Raw genomic sequence first — 12863 nt, 5'->3', positions numbered from 1 at the left:
GATATGCCGAGCGTCGGCCCCGGAACTCCATCCCCCATCACGCCGGGGCCGACGCCCACACTCCGGAGCGCGGTGAACCTACTGGACTCGTGTTTGGCCAGAGTTTCCGCGACTCGATGACGGGCAATGACAAATGAGGTCCCTCATGGCGATCCGCAATTCACACACCACGTCGCGGAATTGCTTGCTGGCCGCTCTTGTCGGCTTCACCACTGGCTGCACCACCCCGGCTCCGACCGGAGGCGGCACCCCGCAGCCGAAGCACCAGTCCACCGCGCGCCAAGCATCCCCCTCTGCCGCCCCACCCACCACACACGTCGGCAGTACCGAGGTGCCACCTGCGGTGATCAAGGTAGCCAAAGCGTTCACCAGGGCCTATGTCACCGTCGACGCTCGGGACGGGCGGGACTCCTCCTACTCGGCGACCGGTCACCGGGCGAAGCGCCACTCCACCGAACCGCTGACCAGTGCGCTCACCGAAGAGCGCCCGGGCCAGCGGAAATCGTGGGCCGCGCTACGGGTCCGCGAAGCGGTGATCTCCGCAGTACCCACCAGGGTGTGCGTCCCGGACGGCGCTCCGGAACCATCCGATGACACCGCGCTGGTCCGGGTGTTCTACCACCGGACGGAGAAGGGGAAGGGGCACCCGACACGTCGGACCGAGGAACAGCTCACGCTGGCCCTCACGCGAACTACCCGCGACGCGTGGCGGGTTCACGACCTGCCGTGGGCTTGAGCGGTGAAGGTGATCGTGGCCGTTCTGGGCGGCGCGCTCGCGCTCACGCTGCTGGCCATGGCCGCACTCGGCGGCGTCGGGGCGGGGGCTGCCGAGACCGACCAGAAGGGCGCCGGCGGCCTGGTCGACACCGGCACTCCCGTACCCGGATGGATCCACCCTCTGGTGGAGAAGGCCGCCGAGAACGCGTGCCCGCAGGTTACTGCGTCGCTGCTGGCGGCTCAGCTGTACGCGGAGTCCGGATTCGACCCGAAAGCCGTCTCGTCGGCCGGGGCACGGGGCATCGCGCAGTTCATGCCGGACACCTGGCGCTCGCTCGATCCGAAGGGTGAGCGCAACATCATGGCGCCCCGGGATGTCATCCCCATCCAGGCCAAGTACGACTGCCAGGTGGCGCGCCAGGTCAAGGACGTGCCCGGCGACCTGGTGGAGAACATGCTGGCCGCCTACAACGCCGGTCCCGCCGCGGTACTGAAGTACCGCGGAATCCCGCCGTATCCAGAGACCCGCGCGTACGTCACCAAGATCCGCCGCCTGGCGGAGAAGTGGGCGGCGCCGCTGCGTCCGACGGCCGGTTCGGCGAGCCCCGCGGCCCAACGCGCGGTTCGCGCGGCGAAGTCGGCGCTCGGCAGTTGGTACCGCTGGGGAGGTACCTGTGTCAGACCGTTCCAGGGCAACCAAGCCTGTGACTGCTCCTCACTGATGAAGATGGCCTGGCGCGCGGGCGGGGTGAACCTCCCGAGGACCACCTATGAGCAGGTCCGTGTGGGCAAGCCCGTGCGCGAGGTCTCCCGCCTGCGTCCCGGTGACCTCCTCTTCACGCGCGGCAGCGCCAAGCGCCCCGAACACGTCGCCATGTACCTCGGTGGCGGCCAGGTGATCGACGCGCCCCGGACCGGCCTGCGTATCCGTATCCGGCCGGTGGACGAATGGGCGCCCCGCGTGCTGGCCATCCGGCACATCGCCTGATCTCGACGCCGCCACCTCGTTCCTCCGGTCTCCCCTGTCTCTCCGTTCCGAAAGGCGTCCTGCCCATGCAGTCCCTCTTCGCGCTGTCCGACGCAGCCCTGCACTCCCCGCCAACGGTTCTGGCTGCTGGCGTAGACATGATCCGTAGCGTCCAGCCCGCATGGGGCCCGTTCGCCAAGTTCGGGACCACGGCGAAAACCCTGCTGGGCGCCGTCGCCGCCGTGGCGTTGGTGATCTCCGCCGGTACGTTCATCGTCGGCCTCGCGAAGTCGAAAGGCATGGTCGGCGAGGGGCACTCCACGATGGAGACCTCCCGGGGCAAGGGCATGATGGTGGGTGGGCTGGCCGGGGTCTTCCTCATCGCCTCGCTGGGCACGATCTTCGCCATCACCTACGGCCTGGGCGTGTGATCCGCGTGCCCCCCTCCTCGCGCTCCGAACGCCCCGCTTCGCTCACCAGCCGCGCGGATCCCCGGCTCCGGACGGCGCTGTGGATCGGTGCCGCGCTCGTTGTCACCGTCACGGCCCTCGGGCTGGTCGTCACGGCCAGCACCGTGCCCGCACCGCCGCCACACACAGCCTCGCCCACGAACCACGCGCCGTCAGCGGACAGTTCGACCTCGGTACAGGTGCGGGACGGAGTGCCGACTGGGCACCCCCGTACGTCCGAGGGAGCGAAGAGCGCCGCCGCGAACACGGTCACCGTGCTGGGATCCGCCCCCGTGCTGGGCGACCGGAAGACCCGGAACCACACCGTACGAACGATCGCCGCGGCGGGTTTCCACGACAGCGTCGCGCAGGAGGCCGAGCGCGCGGCGACCTCGGCGGAACGTCGGCTGCCGGAGGATGCCGCGAAGGCGGTCGCGCGGACCGGCGTGCTCGCCGCCGAGGTGCGCTCCTTCAGCGTCCACAACGCCGTGGTTCGCCTGTGGATGGTCAACGTTCAGGGCAGCGCGGGCAGTTCGGGACAACGTCCAAGCTCGTCCTTCCACCTGGTCACCGTCGGACTGAGCTGGCAGGACCGAGACTGGAAGGTGAGGTCCCTGACCTCCGGAACAGGGCCTCGCCCGGCGGGATCGCTTCGGCAGTCGGTGAGCACCGCCGCGGACTTCAGCGACTTCGCTGCTCCTTCCGCCCACGACGTGGTATTCGCTGGGCGCCCTGCCCGCAAGCTGCCCTTCGCCTCCTCGTCGGGCGAGGCGGGGGCGCGGTCTGCCGCGGCCACCACCGTGATGATCCAGGGGCGAGCTGACTTCGTACTCGACGATGTCTGGCGGGCTCACGTGCTGCGGGCGACAACCGCTCCTTCCGCGCTGGACGCGGTGAGCGTGGAGGCGGATGCGACCGCCCGGTTGATCACCACCAACCGCGGTATCGGTCCGAACGGAACCGCCTCCGGAGGAGGTTCGCTGGTGATGCGGACGAGCGTCCTGGCAGTGCGACCGGTCAAGGTCTCCTCGCGAGCGGCAACCGTCGAGCTGTGGACGGCCTCGGTGGGTGGACTGGCCGGGGCCACTGACGGGCAGGAGCCGCAGGTCGCCTTCCAGCGGTTGACGGTGGACCTGGTCCGGGACGGTGCTTCCTGGCGCGCGGTCACGATCGCGGAAGGCACCGACCTCGTGCCCGCCGCCCCGCCGAACGCCCCGGCGGCACCGGCCGGGAGCTTCGCCCCGTTGGGAGGTGCGGGGCATGCGGCTCCACTTGCGTGAGGACGCGCCCGGACTGGTACGCGTCCGACGGTCCGGGTACTCCCCAGCCCGACGCCGTCTCGGAGTGGTGGCCTTCCTCACCGGACTGCTCACGCTGGGCTGGGTCGCGCCCGCAGCCGCCGCCGGCAAGGGCTGGTGGTGCCACATACCGATGGTGTGCGAGGCGAAGGAGACCATCGACTTCCTCAGCTCACCCACCGACTACATCCTCCAGCAACTGGCCGACGCCAACATCTGGTTCCTGGGAAAGCTGCTGGGCCTCCTGGAAGCGAGCAGCAGGATCGACCTGACCAGCCCCGGCTTCCTGCGCCAGTACGCACTGATCTTCGCGGCCTCCAGCGTCATGACCGTCGCGCTCTGGCTGGTGGCCGTGGCGAAGCGCGCCGTTCGCGGCGTTCCGGTGATCTCGGCGGCGGGAGAGGCGGTGGGGCTGCTCGCGCTCCAGTTCGTGGTCACGGCGCTCACTCCAGGGACCATCGCCCTGCTGATCACGGCGGTTGACGAGGTCACCAAGGTCTTCGCCCCGGGCGGTACCCGGAACTTCAAGCCTTTCCTCACCTCCATGATCAAACTGCTCTCCTCCCGTCCCGAGGCGGGCGCATTCGTTCTGATCGTGGTCAACCTGGTGATGCTGCTCGGCGCACTGATGATGTGGATAGAGCTGCTGGTGCGCAGTGCCGCCCTGTACGTCGCCGTGGCGCTGGCTCCGTTGGTGAACGCCGGTCTGGTCGACCGCGACCTGTGGGGCAAGACGAAGCGGTGGGTGGCACTGGTGATCGCGCTCGCGCTCTCCAAACCGGTCCTGGTCGCCCTGCTCGGCCTGGGCAGCGCGATCATGAGCAACACCGCGGGCAAGAAGGGCGCCGGGGCCGACTCCGTCTCGCAGATCCTGTCCGGTGCGTTGATCCTCTTCCTCGCGGTCTTCGCCTCGGCCGTGCTCTACAGGTGGATTCCGGTCTTCGGTGACGACATGGCCGGGCTCTACCAGGCCCGCCGGTCGGCGACCGCGGCCGGACCGATGGCCAGCGTGGACGGCCCGTCCACGCACATGAACCGGGCCATGGGGCATCACGTGCAGGACTCCCTGGTCGGCGGCCAGTCGAAAGCCAGCGGCTCGCGAGGCGCGGCCGGAACAGGCACCGGGGCCAGGGCCGGTGCCAGCGCCGGTACGGGAGGCGCCGCTGCGGCGGCCGGTCCGGCGGGAGCGGTCGTCGCCGCGGCCAAGGGCGGCGCCGACCTCACGAAGCGGAAGGCCGCCGCCACGCCTGGCACGGACGGTGCCGACAACAGCCCCCCGTCCGGAGGACCACCACCCGCCAACGGATCACGTTCGGCTCCCAGTTCGGGCGGCGCACCGCCGCCACCGCCCAGGTCCGCATCGCGCCCACCGACTCCCGGCCCCCAACCACCCAACTCCCGCAGGGACACCAGCTCATGACGGCATCGCCCTCCCGTACCTATGTCTTCGGCAAGCTCCGACCCACCGGCCTCGTCGGTGCCCGACAGCTCGGCGAACAGGTGGTGCTCGCCGCCGGTGTGACACTCGGCGTCGCGGCTGGCTACGTCCTCTCCTCCCACACCGCACTCGCCGTGGTCGGTTCGGCACTGCCGATCGTGCTGGCCGCCCTCGTCGTCTACGCGCCCTACCGGCCGCGCGGCGCCAGGGAACGACGGACCCTCTACCGGTGGTGGCGCATCCTCGCCCACCGGCGCCAGGCACTGCGGCGCACCGGTGGGGTCTGGGTCTCGCCGGCGATCGAGGCGGGAACCCACACGGACGGCACCGCGCCGAAGTCGGCCGTGGCTGAGCCGGAGGGGCTGGAGGGCATGACGTGGATCCCCGTGACGGTACGGGGACGGGATGCCGTGGTGATCCTTCAACCCCAGTCCGGCTGTGTGACAGCCACGTTGGAGATCGCGTCTCCCGGACTCGGCGGCAAGGACGTGGATGAGCAGACCGTTGCGCTGGAGCGTTGGCGGGAGCTGCTGGACGGGTTCGGAAACACCGTGGACACGCCCGTGAAACGCGTCCAGGTCCTGGCCCGCCAACTGAAGTCTGATCCCTACGCTCACCAGCGTCACCTGGCGACACGGGACGCTTCGGCCGCGACCGCGAACGTTCCGCGGTGGCTGACCGAGTCCTACGCCGAGCTGGCGGATGCCGTCTCCACCTCGGCCGAGGAGCACCGGTACTACATCACCGTGCACGCCGCCTACACGCGTGATCTCGCGGCGGAGGCGGAGGGACAGGGCGATCACGGTGTGGCCACTGTGCTCGCTGATGCCCTGGAGGAGCTGTGGACCCGCTGCGAGGACGCCGAACTCTCGGTGATGGCACCGCTGGACGGTCCCGCGCTGACTGCCCTGATCCGCAACTCCTACGACCCTGACCACGCCATATGGGACACCGGTCTGCCCCGGCAGCACGCCTTCCCCCGCACCGTGGACATCCGTCACGGTACGTACTTCGCCGCCCGGGCCGCGGGGTCGGTTGTGCCCTGGTTCCACGCCACCGCCGCGGTCGTCGCCTGGCCCACGACCCCGGTCGGGCCCGACTTCCTCTCCCCCCTGCTCATCGGCATGCCGGACGTGATCCGGACGCTCGCCATCACCCAGGACTTGGAGCCCAACGATCGGGCAGTGGCCCGGATGTTGGCCGAGGACACCAACAACCGCGCTGAGCTGCACCGCAGTGTCCAGCGTGGTAAGAACATCGATCCGCGCGACGTGCTGGCCGCGGACGCGACCGAGAGCCGTGGAATGGAGCTGGCCCGCTCGGGGGCCGCGGGCGCGGCCGTCGTGGGCTACCTGACCGTCTCTGCACGCGGTGCGGCGGAGCTGGAGAAGACCCGCCGCGTTGCCGACGCCAGGTCGCGTAGCGCGAACCTGCGTCTCGAATGGCTCGACCTGGAGCACGCGCGGGCCTTCGCCAACACCTTGCCATTCGCCGGGGGCATCCGGTGAACGGCCTCCTCGGAAAGGCGTTGCTGAATCCGCGTCACCAGACCGTCCGGCGTCCCCTGCACACCGCGACGACCACTTCCCAGTCGCTGTACCTTCCGATCGCCCCGCCCACCCTGGGCAACGCGGGGGCCGTCGTCGGCCGCGAGTTGTACTCCGGGAAGGCGTTCGTCTACTGCCCCTTCTCCACGTTCGGTGACGGACTACCGGGGGGCAACATGATCGTGATGGGCGATACGGGCCGTGGGAAGTCGGCTCTGACCAAGACCTACGCCGCCCGCCAGGTGCGGCTGGGTCGCCAGGTCGTGGTGCTGGACACCAAGGAGCAGGCCGAGCGCCAGGAGGGCGAGTGGGCCGCGCTCGGGCGGGCCATCACCGGGCGGGAACCAGTCCGGTTCACCCCGGGAGGGAGTTCGAGCGGGGCGCGGATCAACCCTCTGGACCCGGCCATCTCGGGTAAGCGGCAGGCCGAGCTGGTGCGTACCCTCATCGAACTCGGTCTCGGTGAACGGCTGGACGAGTTCGCCGGATCAGCACTGCGTATCGCTCTGCGCCGGGCCCACCGACAGGCTGGGCACGAGGGCCGTACAGCGGTCCTGGGCGATGTCGCCGCGGCGCTACGTGATCCGGACGCCGCCGAAGCGCGGGCGAAGCAGCGCAGCCGCGAACAGCTCCTCGCGGACGGCTTGGAGGCGTCGTACGTGGTGGACCGGCTGTGCGGCGGAACGGACTCCTCGGGGGATCTGACCGGGATGCTGGATGGCCCCACCAGCATCGGTGTCGATCTGGGCACCGACCTGATCACTTTCGACCTCACCCGGATTCCGTCCGGCAGCGTCGCCATGACGATCCTGGTCGCCGTCATCGCGGTCTTCCTGGAGGAGGTCTGGCTCCGTCCCGTGTGCGAGTGTGGCGCCGCCCCGGGCGTCCATCGGCGGAACCCGCTCAGCACCGGCTCCGGCGCCTGGGACCTGGGCGGCTGCGCGGACACCGGCTGCCATCGCTACGTCCAGCGCAAGCGGATCCTGGTGTGCGAGGAAGCCTGGCACATCCTGGGTACGCCCCAACTCGCCCTGCTCCTAGAGAAGTTCCTGAAGTTCGCCCGGGGCCTGGGGCTGTCCTGCGTCCTGATCGTCCATCACCTCTCGGACGTGGACGACTCGCCTAAGACCCAGGCCGCGTTGAAGATGGCCGACACCATCGTCGTCTACTCCATGAAGCACGCCGAGGCACGGGCGACCGCCGACCGTCTCGGCCTCCCCACGTGGACGGCCGAGCACATCATGCGGCTACGCCGCGGCATCGCCTTGTGGAAGGTCGGCGACACCCTCTACCCCGGTGTCCAGCACCTGCTCACGGAAGCCGAACAGCACCTGTGCTTCTCCTCCGGGTCCATGTCCGACCTCGCCGCCACCGCGCCCCAGGCGGTTCGACCCACGGCACACCAGCAGGAGCGACCTTGACCACCCCGCGCCTCCCAATCACCGCGAGGCACACCCCCTCCACGGCGCCCCGCTCCGGATCCCGGGCTCGGCGGCACCTCCCCTCCACCCCGCTACTGGCGCTGTGCGGCCGACGCACCCACCACCTCGCCCGGTCCCTCATGCGGGTTCTGACGGGGAGGGGTGCGGCCCGGTGAACGCGCTCGACACCAGCACCGTGCTGTACCTGTGCGTGGGACTGGGTGCGGTCACTCTGCTGGCCGCGTGGATCGTCACCGCTCGGATCGGCCGTGACTCGGGGTTCGCCACGAAACGTCGTCTCAAGCGGCAACTCACCGCCCAAGCGGTGCTGCGAGCCACCGAGTTGCGCCCCTCCCTCACCAGCCGGACGAGGTCGGACCGGGAGCGCACGTGAACCCCCACGAGTTCGGATACCGTCTCGGCACCTCGCGGCGGCCCCGCGGGGTGGAGCTGTGGTCGCGTGCCGACAAGGCGTGCCGAGTGATCGGTCCCATGGGTTCCGGAAAGACCTTGCGGTTCTTCGCTCCGCTGATCCGTCACTGGCCCGGCCCGGTCCTTGCCACCTCCACCAAGGCCGACACGGTGGAGACGACCCTGGACGCCCGCCGACGCGACCAGCGCCCCGTCCTCGTGCTGGACCCGCAGGATCTCGCTCCCGCGCTGCCGAAGCTGCGTTGGTCGCCCATCACCGGTGCCGCGGACACCCACGTGGCCTTCAGCCGGGCCAAGGCGGCCGTCGCCGGCACCCGTACTCCGGGCGTGGTTCAGGAAGCCTCCGAGGGGGCCGCCTTCTACAAGGGCCAGGCGGCCAAAGTACTCGCCTGTCTCCTGCACGCCGCCGACCTCGATGGCACGCGTCTCCCTCAACTGCTCCGCTGGGCCCGTACGTTGACCGATCCGGCCCCCCTAGCCATCCTCGACGGGCACCCCGGGGCCGGACCGGGCTGGGCAGCGATGCTGCTCTCCGCAACCACCGGTGATGACCGCACCGTCGGCAACACGCGGGTGACTCTGGACTCCGTCCTGGAGTGCTTCGCCCACCAGTCGGTCATCGAAGCCCTGGACGACGGCACGCACCCCACCGACATCCCCGGCTTCCTGGAAGCGGGGGGCACGATCTACCTGCTCGGCAAGGACTCCGCCACCTCGACCGTCGCTCCTTTGATCACCGCGATCAGCGAGGACCTACTGGACCAGGCGGAACGGCACGCGGCCACCTCCCCCGCCGGACGACTCGACCCACCCCTGCTCGCCGCCTTGGACGAAGCCCCGAACATCGCCCCGATTCCCTCACTACGCCAACGCGTCGCTGACGGACGTGGCCGTGGCATGACCGTCGTCTACGGGCTCCAGAGCTGGGCCTCGGCCGAGGCCCGGTTCGGTCCGGCCGACGCCAGGGAGCTGGCCGCGTACACCAACAACGTCCTGGTCTTCGGCGGAAGCAAGGACACCGACCTCCTGCGCGAACTGTCCGAGCTGGCCGGGCACATCGAGCGCGGCAAGACCACCACCACACGTTCCGGTGGCCCCCTCTCCCTGGACTCCGTCTCGCACGCCACGACGCCCGTGCTCGAAGCCGTGCTCCGCCCGGACCAGATCAAGGCACTGGAGACGGAGGCGGGTCACGCCCTCCTCCTGGCCGACAACTTGGCACCCGTGATCACGGAACTGTCCGGGATGTGGACGTGGAAGACCTGGCCGACCATCCAGACGGAGATCGCCCGGCTTCGCGAAGCCAACGCGGCCGAACGCGACCGTCGCGTTCACGCCCGACGCCAGCAGGCCACCGCGCACGCGGCGACGTGGCACGCCATGAGGAAGTCCGCCTGATGCACAACCCGGGCCGCGACGTGGCCCTTCCACTCGAACGCTTCCCCCCGATGCCGCCCGCGCTGGCCGACCACTACCTGGCCATCAGTGACCCCGAACCTCTCATCGAAGCACCCCACCCCTGGGACGTGGGAGAACTCCCCACCGACCTGGCAGCCGAGGTTCTGGCCTGGCTCGACCACGTCTGCGGCTGGCTGAACCGCACTTACGCCTGGCAGCCCCACCAGATCATCCCGCCCTGCTGGCGCGACCATCACCATCTCGTCCACGAGATCGCCGCCCTGGCCTTCGCCCGCTTCGACGCCTACCGCGACCCGGGATCGACCGTGGCCTGGCACGAGCAATACGACCGGTTCCTCCACCGCACCGCCGCGACCCTCGGTGCTGACGGCGAACAGTGTCGCATCGGCCGCCACACCTCCCGCCCCTCCCGCTACCACCTCGCCGCGTGGGGAGCCCTGACCAGCGACAACACGACGAAGGTGAACCCGTACGGCAACTGATCGCCCAGGGCGGATTGACTCTTAAGACTTGACGCACAGACCACCGAGCGTTGCATAATCCATTTCCGGCATGTACTTAGGTCATTGCCGCGACTCTCCAGAGAGGACCGCCCCCATGGCGCGAACCAGGCGGGGAACGGCCCTCTCTGCTAGCAGTCAACTCATGTCACGGGAGCGGACGTACTTTACGGTCACAAAAGGTATTGTGAGTTCGAAGGTCGTTCGCTCCCGTTCCTTCGTTAATGTGGCGGTATCCCGCTGCCTGCTCCTCTTGCCCCGACAGGGGCGTTGTGCACGCTTAGCCACTCTCACCTCCCTCCTCCGCAAGCGATCAACACACATCGATCCTAAAGTAGTTGATCGAGCCTGGCGCACAGGTCGCCTCGGAGGCACCGGTGCGCCCCAGGGCGGCTGAGGATCCGGAGGAGCGTCGCACAATGGGCATTTTTCGAAGCATTGGCCGAGCAACCCGCGTTCCAGGTTTCACGGTTTCTCTCACGCAGCCATTGCAATGCGGTGGCCAATTCTGTTCTGGATACGGGTTCCACGGCACACCTCCGCAAACGTACTCAGCAACAGCCACGGCGGGTATGTCACATACGAATGGCCCGTATCCTCCGAATGTGGACCGGAGGATACGGGCCCTCTTCGTAATGGGGTCTCAGATCAACCGGCCCTGCCGGAACTCACATCAGCAATGAAGTCTGCGAACGCCCCGACAGAGAGCAGCAGCGCAGACCCGGAGGGGTTTTTCGAGTCGCGGACAGCGATGCCCCTGTGGCGCTGGAGCACATCAGCAATCTCGACGCACTGTGACTCGCCACTGCCGCTGTAGCTCGACTTCTGCCAGACAACGCCTTCGAGTTGCGGTGCTGTCAGGCCATGGGGTTTGGTCACTCGTACAGTCCTTCCAGGTACTCATCAAGACGGTCCCGTGATTTGTCCACGGGAAAGGCGACGGGGGAAGCGGTGGCGACTCGCCTGCCAGCCTGGGGCCCTATTCCCCGGTGTACCGGTTCTGGCTCGCCAAGGGAACCAAGCAACGGCCGTCGTGCCGTCGCGTTCGCAGGCGTCGAGATCGTCAACTTCAGTGCGACCAGGACAAGAAGTACGTCACATCATCGTTAGACCGCGAGGTGCTGGAGACGTGGGTGAAGGTAGGACGAGGTGGTCCCCCGCAACACTCCTACGGGGGACCACCTCTCATCTCGGGCGGTCAGCTACGGGCAACCAAGGCCGATGCCACCAGCCCGCAGGCCCTCTGTGAACGCCGAGAACGTGGACGGAGAGAAGACCAGCGCGGAGGTGCCCTTCTTCCGCTGCTTGGAGTCCCGAACGTAGATCCGGCTGCTCCGGCCGGCGACCTCGATGCAGTTGTTGCCAGTGCCGTCGCTGTACGACGACTTGAACCACGCGCCCTCTGGGGGCAGCTCATGGATCGCGATATCCGTATTGATAACTTTCACCCTTTTGTCAGTTCTTCCAGGAAATCGATAGTTTCCTCCACGCCCAGAGCTACACCCACCATCGCGTCGAACCGGCGCGAGAACCGGTCCACCTCTCGGGGCTTGTCTGACGTGGAGACAGCTCCCCATGCATTATCGGTCTGCACACGGGCCGGAAGCGCGCCCAGGTTCAGGATCGTGAAGTCATTATTCGACCTGTACCCGCGACGGAAGGGCATGACCTGCAACGAGACGTGATCCTTCTTCGCCAGCCCGACGATCTCCTGGTACTGCTCTCGCATCACGCCATCGTCTCCGTACGGGGTTCGCAAGGCCGCTTCCCCGAGGATGATCCGAAGACGGGCAGGGGGCCGACCCTCCGGGCGCAACACGCGCTCCTTGCGCTCCATGCGCAGTTCGAGGTTGCGCTTCACCGATTCGGCCGTGGTGTCCTCCACGGGGCGATGCGCCTCCAGTAGCGCCTTGGCGTATCGCTGCGTCTGAAGTACCCCGTACACCAGTGTCGGATGGTACGCGGTGATCGCTATCGCCTCCGCTTCGAGACCGACGTAGTGCGGCATGCCGGTGGGCATGAAGCTGCGGTACTGGGTGAGCCAGTCTTCCCCCGGAGCATCCCGGTTCAACTCCACGAGCTGCTCCACAAGCTCGGGGTCGGTGACGCTGTACCGCTTCAGGAGGGTTCTCAAGTTCCCGACGTTTCGTCGGAAGTTGATCTCACCGCCTTCGATACGGGACAACGTCGCCTCTGAGATCCCCTTGAGCCCCCGGACTGCCTCCTTCCGAGTCATGCCGAGGGTTCTGTCCTTCTCCGTTGGTGGGCAGTTCTCGCGCAAATGTCGCAACTGGATGCCGAGTTCGAGTCGTCGACCAGTGGCTCCCAACTTCGCCCCCATGAGCGTCTTCCTTACGTCGTCGTGCGTGGCGCGTCGCCCTCTGCGTCAGGGCTGATACCCCCTGAGCATGCGGGGCAGTCCGCTGCGCATGTTGCCGCATAGTCCACTTCGTAGTCTCAGTGAATTTTCACTGGAGAACCGCTTGCGGTCCAACTTGGACAGCGGCCACGGTGGTTCACATGGAACCGTGAGAGCCAGCACGCGGGTCACGGACGCTTCGATTCCTTACCGCTGGCCCTCTCCCCGCTCCCTCTCACGAAGCCGAGGCCAGCCATGAGCAGCAGCCCTAGGAGCAGCCAGCTCTCGCGTCGAACCAGCCTTCCGGAGCGACGTG

13 protein-coding genes are annotated in these 12863 nt (G+C 68.2%); 10 read left to right on the top strand and 3 right to left on the bottom strand.

All coding sequences use genetic code 11. The features are described from left to right. Positions 1–343 precede the first annotated feature (343 nt). The 10 genes from E0L36_RS23095 to E0L36_RS23050 all read left to right on the top strand — a co-directional run bounded on the left by E0L36_RS23095 (position 344) and on the right by E0L36_RS23050 (position 10170). Complete coding sequence (locus tag E0L36_RS23095) at positions 344–736, top strand: hypothetical protein (protein WP_180931215.1); 393 nt, start codon at positions 344–346, stop codon at positions 734–736. A gap of 15 nt (positions 737–751) precedes the next feature. Further along, positions 752–1705 carry an NlpC/P60 family protein gene (locus tag E0L36_RS23090; RefSeq protein ID WP_308416886.1) on the top strand — a complete coding sequence of 318 codons (954 nt, stop codon included), beginning with the start codon at positions 752–754 and terminating at the stop codon, positions 1703–1705. Between the two features lie 65 nt (positions 1706–1770). Then, positions 1771–2115 (top strand): hypothetical protein, encoded by a 345-nt coding sequence (locus E0L36_RS23085; RefSeq protein WP_180931214.1) that lies wholly within the window; start codon positions 1771–1773, stop codon positions 2113–2115. Beyond that, positions 2112–3413, top strand: coding sequence for a hypothetical protein (locus E0L36_RS23080; protein WP_180931213.1), 1302 nt, complete (start codon positions 2112–2114; stop codon positions 3411–3413). The genes E0L36_RS23085 and E0L36_RS23080 overlap by 4 nt, the downstream gene beginning before the upstream one ends. Further along, positions 3394–4851 (top strand): hypothetical protein, encoded by a 1458-nt coding sequence (locus E0L36_RS23075; protein ID WP_180931212.1) that lies wholly within the window; start codon positions 3394–3396, stop codon positions 4849–4851. Before E0L36_RS23080 ends, E0L36_RS23075 begins: the two co-directional genes overlap by 20 nt. Beyond that, entirely contained in the window at positions 4848–6377 is a 1530-nt protein-coding gene (locus tag E0L36_RS23070) for an SCO6880 family protein (protein ID WP_180931211.1), read from the top strand. The genes E0L36_RS23075 and E0L36_RS23070 overlap by 4 nt, the downstream gene beginning before the upstream one ends. After that, positions 6374–7837, top strand: a complete 1464-nt coding sequence (locus E0L36_RS23065; RefSeq protein WP_180931210.1) for an ATP/GTP-binding protein — start codon at positions 6374–6376, stop codon at positions 7835–7837. The genes E0L36_RS23070 and E0L36_RS23065 overlap by 4 nt, the downstream gene beginning before the upstream one ends. Before the next feature lie 172 nt (positions 7838–8009). After that, positions 8010–8231 (top strand): hypothetical protein, encoded by a 222-nt coding sequence (locus E0L36_RS23060; RefSeq protein ID WP_180931209.1) that lies wholly within the window; start codon positions 8010–8012, stop codon positions 8229–8231. Further along, positions 8228–9667, top strand: coding sequence for a type IV secretory system conjugative DNA transfer family protein (locus E0L36_RS23055; protein ID WP_180931208.1), 1440 nt, complete (start codon positions 8228–8230; stop codon positions 9665–9667). Before E0L36_RS23060 ends, E0L36_RS23055 begins: the two co-directional genes overlap by 4 nt. Next, positions 9667–10170 carry a hypothetical protein gene (locus E0L36_RS23050; protein ID WP_180931207.1) on the top strand — a complete coding sequence of 168 codons (504 nt, stop codon included), beginning with the start codon at positions 9667–9669 and terminating at the stop codon, positions 10168–10170. Before E0L36_RS23055 ends, E0L36_RS23050 begins: the two co-directional genes overlap by 1 nt. 666 nt (positions 10171–10836) lie before the next feature. On the opposite strand, the gene E0L36_RS23045 is transcribed toward E0L36_RS23050, so the two are convergent. From E0L36_RS23045 to E0L36_RS23035, 3 genes are all read right to left on the bottom strand, one after another. After that, the gene (locus tag E0L36_RS23045) at positions 10837–11067 is read right to left on the bottom strand and encodes a DUF397 domain-containing protein (protein WP_308416885.1); all 231 of its coding nucleotides are present in this window, start codon (positions 11065–11067) and stop codon (positions 10837–10839) included. A gap of 323 nt (positions 11068–11390) precedes the next feature. Beyond that, positions 11391–11636, bottom strand: a complete 246-nt coding sequence (locus E0L36_RS23040) for a DUF397 domain-containing protein (protein WP_308416884.1) — start codon at positions 11634–11636, stop codon at positions 11391–11393. Then, a complete protein-coding gene (locus E0L36_RS23035; protein WP_180931206.1) occupies positions 11633–12529 on the bottom strand; it encodes a helix-turn-helix transcriptional regulator in 897 nt (298 codons plus the stop codon). Before E0L36_RS23035 ends, E0L36_RS23040 begins: the two co-directional genes overlap by 4 nt. Positions 12530–12863: the final 334 nt, after the last annotated feature.

The organism is Streptomyces sp. AJS327, from assembly GCF_013450295.1.
Classification (GTDB): domain Bacteria; phylum Actinomycetota; class Actinomycetes; order Streptomycetales; family Streptomycetaceae; genus Streptomyces.
The sequence above is the reverse complement of the archived record's forward strand: the minus strand, read 5'-3'. Positions and strand labels throughout refer to the sequence as shown.